This window comes from Nocardioides sp. GCM10023255, from assembly GCF_042653125.1.
Taxonomy (GTDB): Bacteria; Actinomycetota; Actinomycetes; order Propionibacteriales; family Nocardioidaceae; genus Nocardioides.
In genome coordinates this window covers 104,725-124,315 of the sequence record NZ_JBHSHU010000010.1, presented here as the reverse complement: position 1 = coordinate 124,315, position 19,591 = coordinate 104,725, and the positions used below count along the sequence as shown (strand labels likewise).

The window sequence follows — 19,591 nt, the reverse complement described above, 5'->3', positions numbered from 1 at the left end:
AGCGCGGCTCTGTCGTTTGCACCGAAGAGGTCACTGGTTCGAACCCAGTATCGCCCACCAGCCGGAGACAGGAGCCGCGCTACCCAGTGGTAGCGCGGCTCCATTCAGGTACCGAAGAGGTCAGTCGGCCTCGGAGCCGGGGAGGGCCGCGCCGGGCACCTCGCCGGGCAGGTAGATCCTCGGGTCGCCCGGGTAGGGCAGCTCCCAGTGGTGGGCGTCGTACCACGTGAAGCGGTTCATCTGCTCGGGGTTTGCGAAGTCGGGACGGGCCCGGTTGCCGCTGAGGTGCTGCTTGCCGGCCCACCTCTCCCACGCCGCGGCGTAGGAGACGTACGCCGCCGGGGTGGGTGCGGCCTTGGCCGACGGGCCACCGTTCGCGGGCGTGTCGAGTCCGCACGCCGGCGGGGTGGCGATGTTCTCGGTGAGCGGGATGCGGTTCGGCCTCGCCGTGTAGGGCCTGTTGTCCGGGGTGCCCCGGAAGGCGTCGAACATCGGGGTCGCCGCGGCGACCTTCTGGTTGAGGGGCTCGGCGCCGAGGATCTGCTCGATGGTGCGGACCATCGAGATCTGCGAGTAGTAGGTCGAGACGGTCCTGCCGTGCGCGGCCCAGGGGCTGATGACCTGGATCGGTGCCCGGTGGCCGTCGACGTGGTCGGCCCCGCTCTGGCTGTCGTCCTCGACCACGAAGATCGCCGAGCTCTTCCAGTACTTGCTGTGCGAGATCGTGTCGACGACCTTGCCGACCGCGAGGTCCCCGCTGGCGACCTCCGCGCGCGCGGACACCGGGCCGCCGGTGTGGTCGTCGGAGAGCCACATCATGGAGAAGTCGGCCGGGCCGTTCTGCTCGAAGTCCTGCTTCCAGATCTCGTAGCGGTACAGGTCCGGGATGGTCAGGTCGAAGGGCGGGGACAACGGGTGGGTGATCGCGTTCAGCGACGGGATCACCGAGCCGTAGTTCCCCTTGAGCTCCGGAGACGTCAGCTGGGCGGGGTCGCCGCCGTCCTCGACGCTCTTGACCGCGCAGTAGTACTGCTGCCAGGTACCGGCCGGCTTGCCCTCGGTGTAGAGGAACTCGCCGTAGTTCCTGGCGGTGTGGCCGGCCGCCTGGACGGCGGTCCACAGGAAGCCGGAACGCTGGTGGCCGAGCACGTCCTCCTCGGTGTCGTAGCTGCGGACGTACTCACCGGCGCTGGACTCGGTGTACTCCGGGTTGTCACCCTGCATGATCCAGTTGTGGCCCTCTGCGGAGTTCGTGCCGATGTCGTAGGTGTTGTCGTAGAGGCCGAACTGGCGGGACAGGGCGTGGAGGTTGGGCGTGACCTGCTCGCCGAACTGGGCCAGCGACGGGTCGCCGTTGCCCTCGGGCATGTCGCCGTGGACCTGGTCGTAGGTCCGGTTCTCCTTCACGATCATGAACACGTGCTTGATGGTCGACGGGTCACCGATGCGCCGGGGCACGGGCACCGGCCTGGCCACCCGACCGCGGGCGTGCCGGACATCGGTGCGCGCGTCGCCCCAGCCGTTCTGGGCGAAGACCGTCGGGGTGTGGCTGTCCCTGATCTCGGCGTCGGAGGGAAGCGTGAACCGGGTCAGCGAGGCGGTCGTGCCGTGCGTGCCGTGGCCGGTCGCCGGTGTGGTGCCGTAGCCCTGGTTGAAGGTGATCAGTGGCCCGCGGGCGTCGATGCCGCGCCGGTTGACCACCACGAGCCGGTCGTCGACCGGGAAGACGTCCTCGGGGTAGTAGTCGGTCGGGAGGAGGCCGACGTAGCTGACCGGGTCGAGGGGGCTCTCACCGAGCCGGTACACCGCCACGGCGTTGGCACGACCGAGGCTGACCAGCAGTCGACCGTCCTGGACGGTGACGGCGTCGGGCGCGTACCCGACCTTCGAGCCCTGCCAGGGCTGGGTCGCGATGGTCTGCACGACCTCGTCGCTCGTGGTGTCGACCACCGACACCGTGTCGCCGCCCGTGTCGGCGACGTACAGCGCGTCGTCCTCGACGTGGAGCGCGGTCGGGTGCAGGCCCACGTCGATCTGTCCCACGGGGGCGGTGGGGTCGGCCGTGTCGATGGTGCTGAGCACTCCCGTCGTCGAGGTCCCGCGCACCGGGTCGGCGGGGACGTCGGTCCCGTAGGAGCCCTGGGTGGGCTCGCCTGACGTGGCGCGGCGGCCGCCCTCGTCGCTGACGTATAGCTTCGTGCCGACGAACGCGAGCTGGCGCGGCGCGATCCCGACGTCCCAGGTCCGGGTGACGGTGCCGGCGGTCGGGTCGATCGCCACGACGGTGTTCTGCCCGTTGACGGCGGCGTAGAGGGTCGAGCCGTCGGGGGAGTAGGCCAGGCCCCCGGTCAGTGCCTGCTGGCCGCCGACCGTGGGGATCGGGACCTTGGTGCCCGAGCCGAGGGATCCGTCGGCGTCGACCGGGAAGCGGGTCAGCCCGGTCGCGTTGGGCATCCAGAGGAACTTGCCGTCGGGGGAGTAGAGCGGGCCCTCCTGGCCGACGGTGTTGTCCGACAGCCTGGCGTCCACGCCGGCGGCGGTGCCGCCGCGCCAGACGAGCTCGTAGGACTTCAGGTCGAACACCTGCAGGGAGACCGACCGGTCGTTCGAGGTGGTGGCCAGGAAGCGGCCGTCGGGGCTGACGGTGGAGCCCATGAACTTGCCGTACGGCGTCATGAGCCGCTCGCCCAGCGGCTTCAGGACCTGGTCGGAGGAGATCTGGAGGCCGTCGGCGTACTCCTGGCCGACCTGGTGCTGACCGAAGCCCACGGTGGTGCCGTAGGCGACGCCGCCGGTGACCGCGAGGGCCAGTCCGCCGGCGATGACGGCCACCGGCATTCTCCGGGACAAGCGCCGGCGAGCGGGTTCGAGCACGCGGTTGCGCGTCACACTCATGGTGTTCCTTCCTGAGGGGTCGAGCGTGGTGGGTCGAGCAGGTCGACGAAGCCGTCGAACTGCCACAGCGGGTTCGGGGCGTCGCCCCGCGGCGTGCGGACCAGGAAGCTGCCGTTGACCTCCTTGGGCCCGTCGCCGTCCGCGACGTAGCGGCCGTCGGCGGCCACGTCGAGCTGGTAGATCGCGGTGCCGGTCGCGGTCGCCCCGGGCAGCGACCAGGTGACGACGCAGCGCCAGTCGGCGCCGGGGCCGGTGTCCTCGACCCGGTCGCCGCCCTTGTCGCAGCGGGCCGTGGTGTGGAGCTGGGCCTCGGTGACCGCCGGGCGGTGGAGCTCCTCGGTCTGCAGCACGTAGAGGTGGGAGTACGACGTCGCCAGCGCCGCCTCGAGCTTCGCCCGGTCGATGCCGGAGCCGGTCGCGCCGGTGGTCGCGGCCACGGTGCCGGTGGTCACCGCGACCAGACCTGCCAGCGGTACGACTCCCGCCAGCAGGAGGCCGCGCGCCGACCCGTCGTGGGCCGGACCGGTGAAGTCACGGCGGACGAAGAGACGCAGCGCGAGGTACGTCGCCAGCGCGGTCCAGGCGAGGCTGACGGCGACTCCCGTCCAGAGCGGGCCCACCTCGGCCGGCTCCGTCAGGAGCGCCCGGTAGGCCAGGAACGCGTTCATCGGGAGCGCTACCCGGAGCGCGACCGGCACCGGCATCAGCTGCATCCCGGCGAGCACCAGCGCGAGCACGACCGGCATCAGCAGCCCGAGCGGTGAGCGACCCAGCGCGACCGAGCCGAGCAGGCCGACCGCGGAGAACGCGAGCGTGGGCGGGATGATGCTCAACCAGGCCAGCAGCACCGTCACGCCGAGCTCGCCGGGCCCCATCGCGTGCCCGTCGAGGCCGGGCAGCGGATGGCTGCCGACCGACGCGAGGCCGCCTGCGACCGACGACACGGCCAGCGCCGCGAGCAGGACCAGGGTGACGGTGAGCGCGGCCAACGCCTTGGCCCAGAAGATCCGTCGCGGCGAACGCACCGCCACCAGCAGGTGGCGCCAGGTGCCGAGCCGGTCCTCGACGGCGAAGACGTCGCCGGCCACGACGGAGGTGATCAGCGGCAGGACCAGCGTCCCGAGGAAGACGAGGATCACCAGGGACCCGGCCCAGCCCGACTGGTTCATCCAGCGGCCGTAGACGGCGTCGACCGGCAGCGACGTCTGCCTGCTCACCACCGCGGTGTAGGCGGCGGGGGCGAGCAGGCAGGCCACGAACACCAGCCGGAGGCGCCACTGCGCGGCCAGCTTCACCAGCTCGAAGCGGTAGCCGCGGCGCAGGGCCACCGGCCGCGCGGGTGCCGGATCGGCGGGGGGCGAGGCGAGGGTCGTGGTCACCGGGCGTCCTCCTCGTCCTCGGCGGCGCTCTCGTCCGGGCCCGTGAGCGCCAGGAAGGCCGCCTCCAGCGAGGGCACGACCGGCCCGAGCTCGCGGACCGCGATGCCCGCACCGACGAGCCGGACGACCAGGTCGTCCACGGCGGGCACGGGTCCGCGGACGACGAGCGGGTCGTCGTCCGCCTCCACGGGCGAGCGGCGGCCGGCGACGAGCGTCAGCGACGGCGTGCCGGCGGCGACGCGGCGGGCGGCCCCGGCATCGGAGGTCACGAGCCGGTAGTCGAGCTCGCCGCTCTCCGCGGCCAGCTTGCGCAGCGGGCCGGAGAAGACGACCCGGCCCGTGGACAGCAGCGTGACCTCCTCGCAGAGAGCAGCGAGGTCGTCCATCCGGTGGCTGGAGAGCACGACGGTGGTGCCGGCGTCGGCGAGGTCGGTCAGCACCTGGTGGACCTGCCGCTTGCCTGCGGGGTCGAGGCCGTTGGCGGGTTCGTCGAGCACCAGCAGCCGCGGCTCCCCGAGCAGGGCCGCGGCCAGTCCCAGTCGCCGGCGCATCCCCAGCGAGAAGCCCCTGACCACGTCGCCGGCCACCTCGCGCAGGCCGACCCGGTCGAGGAGGTCGTCGACGCCCGTCGGACTTCCGGACGCCTCGCCGCGCAGGGAGGCGAGGGCGGCGAGGTTCTGGCGTGCCGTCAGCGTCGGGTAGAGGGCGGGACCGTCGACGAACCCCGCCACGCCCTCGGTCGCGGCGAGCCCGCGACCGGACGGCATGCCGAGGATCTCCAGGGTGCCGCCGCCGGCCGAGGCAAGGCCGAGCAGGAGGCCGAGGAGCGTGGTCTTCCCGGCTCCGTTGGGCCCGATGAGGCCGTGGATCTGTCCGGCGGGGATGTCGAGGTCAACACCGTCCAGGGCGATGACGTCGCCGAAGGTCTTGGTGAGACCGCGCGCCCGAACGGCGGTCGTGTGCAAGGTGGGCCTTTCTCACGGTGGTCGACAGGACCGATCAGCAGCTGCACTCGGCAACCACTTCCGTGCAGGAAACGTAGGCATCCCGGGTGACGTGGGCCGATCGATCGGCCGAACGTTCCGCGAACGGGAGCGGGCGCCGCGGTGCTCGACGCCGTGCCGTGGAAGTCCCCGCCCCGGATGACCTTCTGCTCTGGGGGCGCGCCGACCGGCCGGGCGACCGTCGAGAAGAGCCGACGCCGCGGGGCGCCGACCGACCGGACGGTGGCCGGGCCGCCGTCCCGAGGCAACGGGGGAACCATGAGGCCGTTTCGGGCCTTCGCTTCGACCGCAGCAGCAGTCATCGCCCTGGCCGTGTCCGCGGTCGGGGCCCCGGCCGGACTGACAGCCGGGCCGGGAACCGCCTCGGCGGCAGCTGACACGACACCGCCGACGGTGACGCTCGATCCGTGGGCGCACTACCGGGTGGGGTCCCAGATCTTCACCGACTACACGCCCGACTACGACTACTTCCACGGGCGCTTCTTCCTGCGGTGGACCACGGGCGATCCGTCCGGGGTCTGCTCGCAGCGCGTGGCGTGGCAGGGCTACGACAACATCGGTGGTCCGGAGGACCCCGTGCTCGGGGAGGACACGGTGGACTACCCGGTCACCGCCAGGGCGCGGACGTTCGACTTCTCCACCAACATCGAGAACTGGTGGCGCATCCCGGACCGGTTCGTGGTCCGGAGCCGCGACTGCGCCGGCAACACCGGCACCAGCAACATCGCTGACACCCAGTTCGGCACCCGCGAGGACGACGGCCCCGGGATCAGCTACCGGGGGACCTGGTCGACGAGCCGGTTCTCCGGCTTCTCGGGCGGCACCACGCACTGGACGAGCAGGGCCGGTGACAGCTTCACGGCCACCTTCGACGGCGACGGACCGATCGGGCTGGTCATGGAGAAGGCGCCCGACCGGGGCAAGGCCGACGTGTACGTCGACGGCGTGCTCCGCAAGACCATCGACACGCATGCCACCACGACCAAGCATCGGATCGTGGTCTGGCAGGGGCTGTTCAAGAGTGGGCCGCACACGCTGCGCGTGGTGAACAAGGCAACCGCCGGACACCCCCGGATCGACCTGGACACCCTGCTGACCTGCAGCGGCGCCCACCACGACTTCCTCGCCTGTCCGTGAGTGACCGGTGGGACAGGAGATTGGCATGAGAATGAACCGCAGGATCGCTGGCGTGGCGGCAACCGTCGTCGCCCTGACCGTGTCAGCGGTGGGGGCGCAGCTCGGGCAGGCAACCGCGACGGCGGCGGCTGACACGACACCACCGACGGTGAAGCTCGATCCGTGGGCGCACTACCGGGTGGGGTCCCAGATCCTGACCGACTACGACTACGGGTACTTCCAGGGCGGGTTCTTCCTGAAGTGGGCCACCAGCGACCCGTCCGGCATCTGCCGGCAGCGTGTCGCCTGGCAGGGCTACGAGAGCATCGGCGGGCCGGTGGACCCCGTGCTCGGACCCAACACGGTGAAGTACCCGGTCGACGCGGGTGCGCGCAGGTACGACTTCGACACCAACTCCGAGAACTGGATGCGGATCCCGGACCGGTTCGTGGTCAGGAGCCGGGACTGCGCCGGCAACAAGGGAGTGAGCGGCATCGCCCGGGCCGGGTTCGGGACCCGGGAGGACGACTCGGCGGGCATCCGCTACCGGGGCGCGTGGTCGACGAGCAAGTTCGCCGGGTTCTCAGGTGGTACGACGCACAGGTCGACCACCGCGGGCAGCGCGTTCACGGCGACGTTCGACGGTGCCGACGGCCCGATCGGGCTGGTGATGGAGAAGGCGCCCAACCGGGGCAAGGCGGCGGTGTACGTCGACGGGGTCCTCCGCAAGACGGTCAACACGCACAGCGCCACGACCAGGCACCGGATGATCGTCTGGCAGGGGCTGTTCAAGAGTGGCCCGCACACGTTGCGCGTGGTGAACAAGGCGACCGCGGGGCACCCCCGGATCGACCTGGACACGCTGCTGACGTGCAGCGGTCACCACGTGGACTTCGGCTGCTGGTGACCTCCACGCGGTGAGCCGGGCGTCCGGCCCTGCGGATGCAGCCGACCGGCCGGCCGAACCGGCGAGGTCACGCACACCGGAATGATCCGACCGGCCATGCCGTTCGGACTGCCATGACCACCATCGGACTCATCGGAGCAGGACACATCGGCAGCACGGTCGCGAAGCTGGCGGCGGCCGCCGGCCACGACGTCGTCGTCAGCAACAGCCGGGGTCCCGAGACCCTCGCCGACCTGGTCGCGGAGCTCGGCGACCACGCCCGGGCCGCGACCGCGGCCGAGGCGGCGGCCGCCGGTGACATCGTCGTCGTGACGATCCCGCTGAAGAACTACCGCCAGGTGCCGGTCGAGCCGCTGCGCGGCAAGGTCGTCATCGACACCAACAACTACTACCCGCAGCGTGACGAGCAGATCCCCGAGCTCGACGACGAGTCGACGACCGTCAGCGAGCTGCTGCAGGCGCACCTGCCGGAGTCGCACGTCGTGAAGGCGTTCAGCAACATCTACTTCGGCCACCTCCTCGAGCTGGCCCGTCCCGCCGGCAGCGAGGACCGCAGCGCCCTCGCGATCGCGGGTGACGACACCGAGGCCAAGAAGCAGGTCATGGAGTTCCTCGACTCCATCGGCTACGACACCGTGGACGCGGGCCCGCTCGCCGAGGGGTGGCGCTTCCAGCGCGACACCGCCGCCTACGGCACGCCGTACACCGAGGGCTGGGGGACCGCGGACATGCAGGCCCGCACCGGCGACGCGGACCGGGTCCGCGCGCTCCTGGCACAGGCGAAGCGCTACCGCGACATGTGAGGGACCGGCCGGCCTCCGGTGCCACGGAGGCCGGCCGGACCGGTGGACGCGCTCACACGCGCACGGCCTGGCGTCCTCGGGCCTCGCCGGTCATCGAGTCGAGCGCGGCCCCGAACGCGGCCAGCAGCGACTCCCGGCGCGAGCGGCGGGACACCCCGCACGTCGTACGCGGCCGTCGCGGCGACCTCTTGGACAGCCCTGCTCCGAACATCTGCGCACCCCCTCCGGGTCTCGCTGCCTCCGCTCGAGGCAGGTGGCCCGAGCCTCGCAGCGGATCACCGGGCAGCACGGGATGAACGCGGTACGCGTCCCCCTGATTGGGTACGCGCACCGGCCGTACGCCCAGGCCTGGTTCCCCGGCGGTCGGCCCGCGCCGCCGCGGCGAAACCCGGGCGCGGCAGCCACGGGTGGACGGATACGATCGACCGGTCCGAACTTTCCTGCCTCAAGGAGCACTCCCGTGTCCGACATCAAGGTCGTCCTCGCCCACGCCGACGCGCGTGAGGACCGGACGGTCACGACGGGCACCAAGGCCTGGGAGCTCTTCGCCGAGGACCCCGCGGTCATCGCCGCGCGCGTCGGCGGCCAGCTCAAGGACCTCGCCTACGAGCTCACCGACGGCGACGAGGTCGAGGGCGTGGCCATCGACAGTGCCGACGGCCGCGACATCCTGCGCCACTCCACCGCGCACGTCATGGCCCAGGCCGTGCAGGAGCTGTTCCCCGAGGCGAGGCTCGGCATCGGCCCGCCGGTCGAGAACGGCTTCTACTACGACTTCGACGTCGAGACCCCGTTCGTGCCCGAGGACCTCGAGAAGATCGAGACCCGGATGCGCAAGATCGTCAAGGAGGGCCAGAAGTTCTCCCGCCGCGTGGTCACCGACCACGACGCGATCGCCGAGCTGGCCGACGAGCCGTACAAGATCGAGCTGATCGGTCTCAAGGGGTCGGGCAAGTCGGACGATGCCGCAGAGGGTGCCAGCGTCGAGGTCGGCGCCGGCGAGCTGACCATCTACGACAACATCCGGCGCAACGGTGACGTCGCCTGGAGCGACCTGTGCCGCGGCCCGCACCTGCCCACCACCAAGCGGATCCCGGCGTTCAAGCTGATGCGCTCTGCCGCGGCCTACTGGCGCGGTGACGAGAAGAACAAGCAGCTCCAGCGCATCTACGGCACCGCCTGGGAGTCCAAGGAGGCGCTCGAGGAGCACCTCCACCGGATCGAGGAGGCCGAGCGACGCGACCACCGCAAGCTCGGCCGCGACCTCGACCTGTTCTCGTTCCCGGACGAGATCGGCTCCGGTCTCCCGGTCTTCCACCCCAAGGGCGGCGTGATCAAGCGGGTGATGGAGGACTACGTCCGCCAGCGCCACATCGAGGAGGGGTTCGAGTACGTCGGCACGCCGCACATCGCCAAGGAGGGGCTGTTCTACACCTCCGGGCACCTGCCGTACTACGGCGAGGGCATGTTCCCAGCGCTCGACGTGGACGAGATGGCCTACCGCCTCAAGGCGATGAACTGCCCCATGCACAACCTCATCTACCGGTCGCGGCAGCGCTCCTACCGGGAGCTCCCGCTGCGGCTCTTCGAGTTCGGCTCGGTCTACCGGCACGAGAAGTCCGGTGTGGTCCACGGCCTCACCCGGGTCCGCGGGTTCGCGCAGGACGACTCCCACTCCTACGTCACCCCGGAGCAGGCGCCGGCCGAGATCCAGCACCTGCTGGACTTCTGCCTCGGCCTCTTCCGCGACTTCGGGCTCGACGACTTCTACCTCGAGCTCTCGACCCGCGACGACTCCAAGCCCGACAAGTTCATCGGCTCCGACGAGGACTGGGCGATGGCGACCAAGGTGCTCGGGGACGTGGCCACCGCGTCCGGCCTCGAGCTCGTGCCCGACCCGGGCGGGGCTGCCTACTACGGCCCCAAGATCTCGGTGCAGGCGCGGGACGCGATCGGGCGGACCTGGCAGATGTCGACCATCCAGTACGACTTCAACCAGCCCTCTGCCGACCGGTTCAACCTCGAGTACGTCGCCGCTGACGGCAGCCGCCAGCAGCCGGTGATGATCCACTCGGCGAAGTTCGGCTCCATCGAGCGGTTCATCGGCGTGCTGGTCGAGCACTACGCCGGCGCGTTCCCGCCCTGGCTGGCGCCCGTCCAGGTGCAGGGGATCCCGGTGGCCGAGCGCCACCTCGACCACCTGCACGACGTGGCCCGGCGGATGCGTGCGGCCGGGCTGCGGGTCGAGGTCGACGACTCCGACGACCGGATGCAGAAGAAGATCCGCAACGCGCAGCTGCAGAAGGTGCCGTTCATGGTGATCGTCGGGGACAACGACGTCGAGGCGGGCGCGGTGTCGTTCCGCTACCGCGACGGCCACCAGGAGAACGGCGTGCCCGTCGCGGACGCCATCGCCCGGGTGGTCGCGGCCGTCGAGTCCCACGAGCAGGTCTGACGAGGACCCTCCGCGGGCGTGCTCAGCGCACCCGCTTGGTGTAGCGACGGCACGGCGAGATGAACGTCTCGCCGGCCGCCGTCACCTCGTACGGGAGGTCACCGGCGTTGGTCCAGCCGCGCTTCTCGTAGAAGGCACGGGCCCGGGTGTTGCCGATCGCCACCGCCAGCCAGGCGACCTCGTGGCCGGCGGCCGCGACCTGACGCTCGGCCTCGTCGAGCAGCAGGCCGGCCACCCCGCTCCCGTGCCGCTCCGGGTCGACGAAGACCTGCTCGACCTCGTCGCCGTCGATCATGATGAAGCCGACCACCTCCCCGTCCAGCTCGGCGACGGTCGTGTCGGCGACCCGCGCGGGGGTCCGCGCGTGGAACGACTCGAGGGTGCGGGCCGCGGTCAGCCCGTCCGGCACGTGGCCGGGGTGACTGGTGTGCCAGCCCGCGTGCCAGACGTCCGCCACCCTCGCCATGTCGCCGGGGGTCGCGGGCCGCAGGGTCGGAGTCGTCATGGGCTCACCCTAGGATCGGGCACCATGAGCGACGAGGTGCTGCACCAGGACGGGATCGGGGCGTCCGACGGGCTCGACCGGCTCTGGACCCCGCACCGGATCGCCTACATCCGCGGCGAGAACAAGCCGGCCGACGAGACACCGGGGGAGTGCCCCTTCTGCCGGATCCCGGGGCTCGACGACGCCGACGGCCTCGTCGTCCACCGCGGGGACCTGGCGTACGCCGTGCTCAACCTCTACCCGTACGCGCCGGGTCACCTCATGGTCTGTCCCTACCGCCACATCGCGGACTACACCGAGACCACCGACGACGAGGCCGCCGAGATCGCCGACCTCACCCGCGAGGCGATGCGGGTCGTGCGCCTGGTCTCGGGCGCGAAGGGGTTCAACATCGGCATGAACCAGGGCCACATCGCCGGCGCCGGCATCGCCGCCCACCTGCACCAGCACGTCGTGCCCCGCTGGCCCGGCGACCAGAACTTCATGCCGATCATCGGTCGCACCAAGACGCTGCCGGAGCTGCTCGGCGACACCCGTGAGCTGCTGGCCAAGGCGTGGGGGAGCGCCGGGTGACCCGCCCGGGCCCGACGCCGGCCGAGGACGCGGCGCTCGCTGCCGACCTGGTGCGCGAGGCCGGCCGGCTCGCGGCCCGCATGCGGGCCGGGGGAATCGACGCCGAGCAGAAGACCTCGATCTCAGACCTGGTGACGGCGGCGGACCACGCCGCCGAGCGTCTCGTCGTCCAGCGCCTCGCCGCCGACCGCCCCGAGGACGGCATCCTCGGCGAGGAAGGCACCGACCGGGCCGGGACCAGCGGCCGGTCGTGGGTGATCGATCCGGTCGACGGCACCTACAACTTCCACCGCGGACTCACCTGGTGGTGCTCGGCGATCGCGCTGGTCGACGCCGACGACGTCCTCCTCGGCGCGATCTACCACCCGCACGACGACGTGGTCTTCGTCGGCGGGCCGGGGCTCCCCTCGACCCGCAACGGTGAACCGATGCCGCCGCTGGCCGACGTCTCCCTGGCCGAGACCTGCGCGGCCACCTACCTGCACCCGCCGTACGACGACCGCGGCCGGGTCGACGCCTTCTCCAGGGTCGCCTCCCGGGTCGCGACCCTGCGGATGCTGGGTTCGGCGAGCATGGACGCCACGGCGGTGGCGCAGGGTCAGCTCGGCGTGAGCTTCCAGCACGGGGTGGCCGACTGGGACCGGCTGCCCGGTGCCGCGATCATCCGCGGGGTCGGCGGCGTGGCACGGCGTACGACCGCCGGCGGCGTGCTCTGGTCGGTGGTCGGCGCCCCGACCGCCGTCACCCAGGTGTGCGCCGCGCTGGACGCGGACTGACCCGACCTGGGGATTGCCACCCGCTCCGGGCGGCAGGAGGGTGGGAGGAGCGGCAGCGCCGCCGGGACGCTGCCCCGATCCCGAAGGAGGCGCGCCATGTTCGCGCGTTCCACCACCGTCAAGGGCGATCCGGGCGCCATCGACGACGGCATCCGCTACATCCGTGACGAGGTCATGCCGGCCGTGACCGCCCTCGACGGCTGCCTGGGACTGTCCCTCGTCGTCGACCGCGAGACGGGGCTGTGCATCGCCACCACCTCCTGGGAGACCGAGGAGGCCATGGTCGCCAGCCGGGCCGGCATCGCGCCGATGCGTGAGCGCGGTGGCGAGGTGCTGGGTGGCAGCCCCCAGGTCGAGGAGTGGGAGGTCGGCGCCATGCACCGCGACCACACCAGCCACGACGGCTGCTGCTGCCGCATCACCTGGACCCACGCGAACGACCCGGAGACGGTCACCGACTCGTGGCGCGCGAACGTGCTGCCGCGGGTCGAGGCCATGGACGGCTTCTGCAGCGCCAGCTTCCTCCTCGACCGGGTGACCGGGCGCACCTGTGGCACGGTCACGTTCGACTCGCGGGCAGCGCTGGAGGCGAGCCGCGAGGCCGCAGCGGCGATCCGTGAGCGTGCCGTCCGCGAGATGGGCGTCGAGATCCTCGACGTGGCCGAGCTCGACCTGGAGATCGCGCACCTCCGTCTGCCCGAGCTGGTCTGAGCGGAGGAGGCCCTGCCATGCACGCACGCTCCAGCACGATCACGGGCGACCTCGAGCGCCTCGACGAGGGCATCGCCTACGTGCGCGACGTGGTGATGCCGACGGTGACCGGGCTCGAGGGCTGCGTCGGCCTCTCGATGCTCGTCGACCGGGAGACCGGCCAGTGCATCGTCACCAGCTCGTGGACCTCCGAGGACGAGATGCGGGCCAGCAACCTGCACCTGGCGCCGCTGCGGCAGCGCAGCGGGGAGATCATCGGCGGCCCGCCCGAGGTCGCGGAGTGGGAGGTCGCGGTGATGCACCGCGACCACCTGGCGCCGCCCGGGTCGTGCTGCCGGGTCACGTGGCTGCGGTTGAGCCACGGTGAGATCGAGCGCGGGATCGAGATCTACCGCCAGGCCCTGCTGCCCGAGATGACGGGGCTGACGGGCTTCTGCAGCGCCAGCCTGCTGGTCGACCGGGTGCGGGGGCGCGCCTGCAGCACCACGACGTACGACTCCCGCGAGGCCATGGACGCGAGCCGGGACCGGGCCTGGGCGATCCGGGACGCCGGCGCCCGTGATGCCGGGGTCGACGTCCTCGACGTGGCCGAGTGCGACCTCGTCCTCGCGCACCTGCGGGTGCCCGAGCTCGTCTGACCGCCGCGGGGCGGCGCCGCAGGCACCGGTCCCGGGACCGGTAGCCTGCGGCCACCATGCTGGATCGTTTCCGCGCCTTCTGGACGAAGGTCATCTCCCCGGTCGCCCACCTCCTCATCAGGCTCGGCGTCAGCGCCGACGTCGTGACGCTCGTCGGCACCCTCGGCGTGTGCGCCGGCGCGCTCGTGTTCTTCCCGCAGGGCAAGCTGCTCACCGGCGTGCTCGTGATCACCGCGTTCGTCTTCAGCGACCTGCTCGACGGCCACATGGCGCGCCTGACCGGGAAGTCGAGCCCGTTCGGCGCCTTCCTCGACTCCACGCTGGACCGGATCGGCGACGGTGCGATCTTCGCCGGCCTCGCGCTGTACTTCGCCGGCGACGGGGACAGTCGGCTCTATCTCGCGCTGAGCCTGGTCTGCCTGGTGATGGGCGGGGTGACCTCCTACGCCCGCGCCCGCGCCGAGGGACTCGGGTTCCAGGCCAAGGTCGGCATCGCCGAGCGCGCGGACCGCCTGGTGGCGATCCTGGTGATGACCGGCCTCGGCGCGATCTTCGACCTCCCGGTGCTGATGTACGTCGCCCTCTGGGCCCTGGCCGTCGCCAGCACCGTCACGGTCGTGCAGCGGGTGTGGGTGGTCCGGCAGCAGGCGCTCGCTCCCTCGCCGACGGAGCCACCGGTCGAGCCCGGCCACTGACCGGTCCCGGATGCGGGTTCCCGGGCGTGTCGCCGTACGATTGGGGCATGGTCGAGACCCCCGAGAACACCCCCTCCGCCCCCGTTGACGGCACCGGCACCTCGCGCGTGAAGCGTGGCATGGCCGAGATGCTCAAGGGCGGCGTGATCATGGACGTCGTCACTGCTGAGCAGGCGAAGATCGCCGAGGACGCCGGCGCGGTGGCCGTGATGGCGCTGGAGCGGGTGCCCGCCGACATCCGCGCCCAGGGTGGCGTGTCGCGGATGTCCGACCCGGACATGATCGACGGCATCATCGAGGCGGTCTCGATCCCGGTGATGGCCAAGGCCCGGATCGGTCACTTCGCCGAGGCCCAGGTGCTGCAGTCCCTCGGGGTGGACTACATCGACGAGTCCGAGGTGCTGACCCCGGCCGACTACGCCAACCACATCGACAAGTGGCAGTTCACCGTCCCCTTCGTGTGCGGTGCCACCAACCTCGGTGAGGCGCTGCGCCGGATCACCGAGGGTGCGGCGATGATCCGCTCCAAGGGCGAGGCCGGCACCGGTGACGTGTCGAACGCGGTGACCCACATGCGCACCATCCGCGCCGAGATCCGCCGCCTGGGGGCGATGGAGGCCGACGAGCTGTACGTCGCGGCCAAGGAGCTGCAGGCGCCCTACGAGCTGGTCAAGGAGGTCGCCGAGAAGGGCAAGCTCCCGGTGGTGCTGTTCACCGCGGGCGGGATCGCGACCCCGGCGGACGCGGCGATGATGATGCAGCTCGGCGCCGAGGGCGTCTTCGTGGGCTCGGGCATCTTCAAGTCCGGCAACCCCGCCCAGCGGGCCGAGGCGATCGTCAAGGCCACCACGTTCTTCGACGACCCCGACGTGGTCGCCAAGGTCTCCCGCGGCCTGGGCGAGGCGATGGTCGGGATCAACGTCGACGAGATCCCGCAGCCGCACCGGCTCGCCGAGCGCGGCTGGTGACCGGGGCGCACCCCCGCGTCGGAGTCTTCGCGCTCCAGGGCGACGTCCGCGAGCACCTGCGGATGCTCGGCGAGCTCGGCGTCGCGCCCCTCGCCGTACGCCGTCCGGCCGAGCTCGGGGCCTGCGACGGCCTCGTGATCCCGGGCGGTGAGTCGACGACGATGGCCAAGCTGGCCCGGACGTTCGAGCTCCTCGAGCCGCTGCGTGACCGGATCAAGCAGGGCATGCCGACCTTCGGCACGTGCGCGGGCATGATCATGCTCGCGGACCGGATCGAGGACGGCGCACCGGGCCAGGAGACCCTCGGCGGGCTGGACATCACGGTGCGGCGCAACGCGTTCGGGCGCCAGGTCGACTCCTTCGAGGGCGACCTCGCCTTCGCGGGGCTGGCAGGTCCGGTGCACGCGATCTTCATCCGCGCGCCCTGGGTCGAGTCCATCGGCGACGACGTCGAGGCCCTCGCCCGCGTCGAGCACGGCCCGGCCGCGGGTAGGATCGTGGCGGTCCGACAGGGCCCGCTGATGGCGACGTCGTTCCACCCCGAGGTGGGGGGCGACTCCCGCATCCACGAGCTGTTCGTGGACCTGGTGCGAGGCGCCGGGGCGTGACGGCACGACGTGGTCTCGACAGGCTCGACCACCGAACGACGAAGAGGGACTGATGTCTGGGCACTCCAAGTGGGCGACGACCAAGCACAAGAAGGCCGTCATCGACGCCAAGCGCGGCAAGCTGTTCGCCAAGCTGATCAAGAACATCGAGATCGCGGCGAAGATGGGTGGCCCCGACCCCGCCGGCAACCCGACGCTGTACGACGCCATCCAGAAGGCGAAGAAGCAGTCGGTCCCCAACAAGAACATCGACTCGGCGGTCAAGCGCGGTGGCGGCCTCGACGGCGGTGGCGTCGACTACGAGACGATCATGTACGAGGTGTACGGCCCCCAGGGCGTGGCGCTGCTGGTCGAGTGCCTCACCGACAACCGCAACCGCGCGGCGATGGAGGTCCGCACCGCGGTCACCCGCAACGGCGGCACCATGGCTGACCCCGGCTCGGTCTCGCGCCTCTTCACCCGCAAGGGCGTCGTGGTGGTCGGCAAGAGCCAGGAGCGTGGCGGCAAGCCGTGGGACCTCACCGAGGACGACATCCTCGAGGCCACCCTGGACGCCGGGGCCGAGGACGTCATCGACCTCGGGGACACCTTCGAGATCCAGTCCGACGCCTCCGACGTGGTCGCGGTGCGTACGGCGCTGCAGGCCGCCGGCATCGACTACGAGTCCGCCGAGGTGCAGTTCGTCGCGACGATGGACATCCCGGTCGGCGAGGCCGACGTGGCCGGCAAGGTGTTCCGCCTCGTCGACGCCGTCGACGACCTCGACGACGTGCAGAACGTCTTCAGCAACGCCGACATCTCCGACGAGGCGCTCGAGGCCATCGACGCCTGACCGCGTGTCGCCCCGGCGTACGTCGGGACGCCCGGTTAGCGTTGCTCCGAACAGGTGTTCGGACGAAAGGCTGCTCATGCGCGTGCTCGGGATCGACCCCGGCCTGACCCGGTGCGGCATGGGCGTGGTCGAGGGCCAGGTCGGCCGGCCGCTGAGCCTCGTGGACGTCAACGTCCTGCGGACCTCCTCGGACCTGCCGGTCGCGCAGCGGCTGGTGACCATCGAGAAGGGCATCGACGCCTGGCTCGACGAGTACGCCCCCGACGCGGTCGCGGTCGAGCGGGTGTTCGCCCGCTCGGACGTGTCCACGGTGATGGGGACCGCCCAGGCCAGCGGCATCGCCCTGGTCTGCGCCGCCCGTCGCGGCCTGCCGGTCGCGATGCACACGCCCAGCGAGGTCAAGGCCGCCGTGTCCGGGAGCGGGCGCGCCGCCAAGGCCCAGGTGGGTGCCATGGTGACCCGGATCCTCAGGCTCGACGCGCCCCCCAAGCCGGCCGACGCCGCCGACGCCCTGGCGCTGGCCATCACCCACATCTGGCGCGGCGGCGCCCAGGCCCGGATCGACGCGGCGCTGGCCGCGGCAAGGAGCAGAGCATGATCGCGTTCGTGCGCGGCCAGGTGGCCGCCGTGACCCTGTCCAGCGCGGTGCTGGAGGTCGGGGGAGTCGGGCTCGAGCTCATGTGCACCCCCGGAACCCTGTCCACGCTGCGCACCGGTCAGCAGGCGACGCTGCCCACCAGCATGGTGGTGCGCGAGGACTCCCTGACCCTCTTCGGCTTCCTCGACGAGGACGAGAAGGCGGTCTTCGAGCTCGTGCAGACCGCGTCCGGCGTCGGGCCGAAGCTCGCCCAGGCGATGATCGCGGTGCTCTCGCCCGACGACCTGCGTCGCGCCGTGGCCGCTGACGACGTCAAGACCCTCACCCGGGTGCCCGGCATCGGCCAGAAGGGCGCGCAGCGGATCATCCTCGAGCTCAAGGACCGGTTGGGTGCCCCGGTGGGCGGCCGGGTGGCGACCCCCGGCACGGCCGCGGCCGCACCGTGGCGCGACCAGGTGCACCAGGGGCTGGTGGGGCTCGGCTGGCCGGCCCGTGACGCCGAGAAGGCGGTCGAGGCGGTGGCCCCGGAGGCGGGGGACGCGCCTGACGTCGCCTCCCTGCTGCGCTCCGCCCTCCGCACGCTGAGCAAGGCCTGATCGGCGTGCACGAGCACCACCTGGAGGCCGCGGAGGAGCAGCACCTGCGCTCCCTGACCGCCGCCGAGGCCGAGGGCGACGAGCGCGCCGTCGAGGCGGCGCTGCGTCCCCGCACCCTCGACGAGGTCGTCGGCCAGTCCCGCGTACGCGACCAGCTCGGGCTCGTGCTCGAGGCGGCCCGCCGCCGGGGCCGCGCGCCCGACCACGTGCTGCTCTCCGGCCCGCCAGGTCTCGGCAAGACCACGCTCGCGATGATCATCGCCGCCGAGATGACGGCCCCGCTGCGCCTGACCAGCGGTCCGGCCATCACCCACGCCGGCGACCTCGCGGCCATCCTGTCCGGCATGAACGAGGGCGACGTCCTCTTCGTCGACGAGATCCACCGGATGTCCCGCCCCGCCGAGGAGATGCTCTACATGGCGATGGAGGACTTCCGGGTCGACGTCGTCATCGGCAAGGGCCCCGGGGCGACCGCGATCCCGCTGGAGATCCCGCCCTTCACCCTGGTGGGGGCCACGACCCGCGCCGGCCTGCTGCCCGGGCCGCTGCGCGACCGGTTCGGCTTCACCGCCCACCTGGAGTTCTACGAGCCCCACGAGCTGGACAGGATCGTGCACCGCTCGGCCGGGCTGCTGGGCGTCGAGCTGACCGGGGAGGGCGCGGCCGAGATCGCCTCGCGCTCCCGCGGCACGCCCCGCATCGCGAACCGGCTGCTGCGCCGGGTCCGCGACTACGCGCAGGTCCGCGCCGACGGTGTCGTCACGCGTCCGGTCTCGCAGGCGGCGCTGGACCTCTACGAGGTCGACGAGCTCGGCCTGGACCGCCTGGACCGGGCCGTCATCGACGTGCTCTGCCGCCGTTTCGGCGGGGGGCCCGTGGGCGTCTCGACGCTCGCCGTGGCCGTGGGGGAGGAGCGGGAGACGGTGGAGGAGGTCGCGGAGCCGTTCCTGGTCCGCAACGGCTTCCTCGCCCGGACCCCACGCGGTCGGGTGGCGACGCCGGCCGCCTGGCAGCACCTCGGCCTCGCGGTGCCACCCGCGCTGGCTCAGCAGGCCGGCGAGGCCATGCTCTTCGACGACCAGGAGTAGTCCCGGAGCCGCCGGGCCGGCGGTTTCGCAACGACTCGGCAACGGGTCCCCACCGATAGCGGCCGAGATCACAGTCGCGGCTATGCTTGCCCGTCGGTCGGCCCTGTCCCGGCCCACCACACCCATTTTCTGCACGCTCGAGAGGTTTTTTCGTGCCGGAGCTCGCCTCCCTGCTGCCACTGGTCGCCATCGCGTTGCTGTTCTGGCTCCTGCTGATCCGACCCGCCTCGAAGCGTCAGAAGGAACTCGCCCGCATGCAGGGCTCGTTGAACATCGGTGACGAGGTCATGCTGACCTCCGGCATCTTCGGCACCCTGCGGGAGACCGCCGACGACCACGTCCGTGTCGAGATCGCCGAGGGCGTCACCATCAAGGTCGCGCGCGGCGCCGTCGGCACCGTCGTACAGCCAGGGCTCGTGGACGACGAGCCGGAGGAGAACTGAC

General features: G+C 71.7%; 20 protein-coding genes. 16 read left to right on the top strand and 4 right to left on the bottom strand.

Annotated features, from left to right (window positions below; genetic code table 11):
- Window positions 1–120 precede the first annotated feature (120 nt).
- From ACFO9I_RS17180 to ACFO9I_RS17170, 3 genes are read right to left on the bottom strand one after another with little or no spacing between them, the layout of a single operon-like run.
- Window positions 121–2,838, bottom strand: coding sequence for an alkaline phosphatase family protein (locus tag ACFO9I_RS17180; protein WP_379183040.1), 2,718 nt, complete (start codon window positions 2,836–2,838; stop codon window positions 121–123).
- 53 nt (window positions 2,839–2,891) lie between these two features.
- The gene (locus ACFO9I_RS17175; RefSeq protein ID WP_379183038.1) at window positions 2,892–4,274 is read right to left on the bottom strand and encodes an ABC transporter permease; all 1,383 of its coding nucleotides are present in this window, start codon (window positions 4,272–4,274) and stop codon (window positions 2,892–2,894) included.
- On the bottom strand, window positions 4,271–5,239 hold the full coding sequence (locus ACFO9I_RS17170) for an ABC transporter ATP-binding protein (RefSeq protein ID WP_379183036.1): 969 nt from the start codon (window positions 5,237–5,239) through the stop codon (window positions 4,271–4,273). Before ACFO9I_RS17170 ends, ACFO9I_RS17175 begins: the two co-directional genes overlap by 4 nt.
- 432 nt (window positions 5,240–5,671) lie before the next feature.
- Between ACFO9I_RS17170 and ACFO9I_RS17165 the strand changes: the two genes are divergently transcribed.
- The 4 genes from ACFO9I_RS17165 to thrS all read left to right on the top strand — a co-directional run bounded on the left by ACFO9I_RS17165 (window position 5,672) and on the right by thrS (window position 10,559).
- Complete coding sequence (locus ACFO9I_RS17165) at window positions 5,672–6,415, top strand: hypothetical protein (protein WP_379183034.1); 744 nt, start codon at window positions 5,672–5,674, stop codon at window positions 6,413–6,415.
- Window positions 6,416–6,467: 52 nt separating this feature from the next.
- Entirely contained in the window at window positions 6,468–7,301 is an 834-nt protein-coding gene (locus ACFO9I_RS17160; RefSeq protein WP_379183032.1) for a hypothetical protein, read from the top strand.
- 35 nt (window positions 7,302–7,336) lie between these two features.
- Window positions 7,337–8,104 carry an NADPH-dependent F420 reductase gene (locus tag ACFO9I_RS17155; RefSeq protein ID WP_379183030.1) on the top strand — a complete coding sequence of 256 codons (768 nt, stop codon included), beginning with the start codon at window positions 7,337–7,339 and terminating at the stop codon, window positions 8,102–8,104.
- Between the two features lie 460 nt (window positions 8,105–8,564).
- Window positions 8,565–10,559, top strand: coding sequence for a threonine--tRNA ligase (thrS, locus tag ACFO9I_RS17150; RefSeq protein WP_379183028.1), 1,995 nt, complete (start codon window positions 8,565–8,567; stop codon window positions 10,557–10,559).
- Window positions 10,560–10,581: 22 nt separating this feature from the next.
- On the opposite strand, the gene ACFO9I_RS17145 is transcribed toward thrS, so the two are convergent.
- Entirely contained in the window at window positions 10,582–11,064 is a 483-nt protein-coding gene (locus tag ACFO9I_RS17145) for a GNAT family N-acetyltransferase (RefSeq protein ID WP_379183026.1), read from the bottom strand.
- A gap of 24 nt (window positions 11,065–11,088) precedes the next feature.
- Here ACFO9I_RS17145 and ACFO9I_RS17140 point away from each other — a divergent pair, with 24 nt between their 5' ends.
- From ACFO9I_RS17140 to yajC, 12 genes are all read left to right on the top strand, one after another.
- Window positions 11,089–11,637, top strand: coding sequence for an HIT family protein (locus ACFO9I_RS17140; protein WP_379183024.1), 549 nt, complete (start codon window positions 11,089–11,091; stop codon window positions 11,635–11,637).
- On the top strand, window positions 11,634–12,413 hold the full coding sequence (locus ACFO9I_RS17135) for an inositol monophosphatase family protein (protein ID WP_379183022.1): 780 nt from the start codon (window positions 11,634–11,636) through the stop codon (window positions 12,411–12,413). Before ACFO9I_RS17140 ends, ACFO9I_RS17135 begins: the two co-directional genes overlap by 4 nt.
- 96 nt (window positions 12,414–12,509) lie before the next feature.
- Window positions 12,510–13,124, top strand: a complete 615-nt coding sequence (locus ACFO9I_RS17130; protein WP_379183020.1) for a hypothetical protein — start codon at window positions 12,510–12,512, stop codon at window positions 13,122–13,124.
- A gap of 17 nt (window positions 13,125–13,141) precedes the next feature.
- Window positions 13,142–13,762: a hypothetical protein gene (locus ACFO9I_RS17125; RefSeq protein ID WP_379183018.1), complete on the top strand. Its 621-nt coding sequence runs from the start codon at window positions 13,142–13,144 to the stop codon at window positions 13,760–13,762.
- 56 nt (window positions 13,763–13,818) lie between these two features.
- Complete coding sequence (gene pgsA / locus ACFO9I_RS17120) at window positions 13,819–14,457, top strand: phosphatidylinositol phosphate synthase (RefSeq protein ID WP_379183016.1); 639 nt, start codon at window positions 13,819–13,821, stop codon at window positions 14,455–14,457.
- 47 nt (window positions 14,458–14,504) lie between these two features.
- Complete coding sequence (pdxS, locus tag ACFO9I_RS17115; protein ID WP_379183014.1) at window positions 14,505–15,425, top strand: pyridoxal 5'-phosphate synthase lyase subunit PdxS; 921 nt, start codon at window positions 14,505–14,507, stop codon at window positions 15,423–15,425.
- Complete coding sequence (gene pdxT / locus ACFO9I_RS17110) at window positions 15,422–16,033, top strand: pyridoxal 5'-phosphate synthase glutaminase subunit PdxT (RefSeq protein ID WP_379183012.1); 612 nt, start codon at window positions 15,422–15,424, stop codon at window positions 16,031–16,033. Before pdxS ends, pdxT begins: the two co-directional genes overlap by 4 nt.
- A gap of 52 nt (window positions 16,034–16,085) precedes the next feature.
- A complete protein-coding gene (locus ACFO9I_RS17105; RefSeq protein ID WP_379183010.1) occupies window positions 16,086–16,865 on the top strand; it encodes a YebC/PmpR family DNA-binding transcriptional regulator in 780 nt (259 codons plus the stop codon).
- A gap of 76 nt (window positions 16,866–16,941) precedes the next feature.
- On the top strand, window positions 16,942–17,463 hold the full coding sequence (ruvC, locus tag ACFO9I_RS17100; protein WP_379183008.1) for a crossover junction endodeoxyribonuclease RuvC: 522 nt from the start codon (window positions 16,942–16,944) through the stop codon (window positions 17,461–17,463).
- A complete protein-coding gene (gene ruvA / locus ACFO9I_RS17095) occupies window positions 17,460–18,059 on the top strand; it encodes a Holliday junction branch migration protein RuvA (protein WP_379183006.1) in 600 nt (199 codons plus the stop codon). The genes ruvC and ruvA overlap by 4 nt, the downstream gene beginning before the upstream one ends.
- A 44-nt stretch (window positions 18,060–18,103) precedes the next feature.
- Window positions 18,104–19,147 carry a Holliday junction branch migration DNA helicase RuvB gene (gene ruvB, locus ACFO9I_RS17090; RefSeq protein ID WP_379183655.1) on the top strand — a complete coding sequence of 348 codons (1,044 nt, stop codon included), beginning with the start codon at window positions 18,104–18,106 and terminating at the stop codon, window positions 19,145–19,147.
- Between the two features lie 152 nt (window positions 19,148–19,299).
- The gene (gene yajC, locus ACFO9I_RS17085) at window positions 19,300–19,590 is read left to right on the top strand and encodes a preprotein translocase subunit YajC (protein WP_379183004.1); all 291 of its coding nucleotides are present in this window, start codon (window positions 19,300–19,302) and stop codon (window positions 19,588–19,590) included.
- Window position 19,591: the final 1 nt, after the last annotated feature.

Excerpts from the sequence above, each read along its gene's own strand:
- ACFO9I_RS17155 (WP_379183030.1), top strand. The coding sequence starts at position 7,337 with ATGCAGCCGACCGGCCGGCCGAACCGGCGAGGTCACGCACACCGGAAT.
- ACFO9I_RS17145 (WP_379183026.1), bottom strand. The coding sequence starts at position 11,064 with ATGACGACTCCGACCCTGCGGCCCGCGACCCCCGGCGACATGGCGAGG.
- pgsA (WP_379183016.1), top strand. The coding sequence starts at position 13,819 with ATGCTGGATCGTTTCCGCGCCTTCTGGACGAAGGTCATCTCCCCGGTC.
- ACFO9I_RS17180 (WP_379183040.1), bottom strand. The coding sequence starts at position 2,838 with ATGCCGGTGGCCGTCATCGCCGGCGGACTGGCCCTCGCGGTCACCGGC.
- ACFO9I_RS17140 (WP_379183024.1), top strand. The coding sequence starts at position 11,089 with ATGAGCGACGAGGTGCTGCACCAGGACGGGATCGGGGCGTCCGACGGG.
- pdxS (WP_379183014.1), top strand. The coding sequence starts at position 14,505 with ATGGTCGAGACCCCCGAGAACACCCCCTCCGCCCCCGTTGACGGCACC.
- ACFO9I_RS17105 (WP_379183010.1), top strand. The coding sequence starts at position 16,086 with ATGTCTGGGCACTCCAAGTGGGCGACGACCAAGCACAAGAAGGCCGTC.
- ruvA (WP_379183006.1), top strand. The coding sequence starts at position 17,460 with ATGATCGCGTTCGTGCGCGGCCAGGTGGCCGCCGTGACCCTGTCCAGC.
- ACFO9I_RS17125 (WP_379183018.1), top strand. The coding sequence starts at position 13,142 with ATGCACGCACGCTCCAGCACGATCACGGGCGACCTCGAGCGCCTCGAC.
- ACFO9I_RS17130 (WP_379183020.1), top strand. The coding sequence starts at position 12,510 with ATGTTCGCGCGTTCCACCACCGTCAAGGGCGATCCGGGCGCCATCGAC.
- ruvC (WP_379183008.1), top strand. The coding sequence starts at position 16,942 with ATGCGCGTGCTCGGGATCGACCCCGGCCTGACCCGGTGCGGCATGGGC.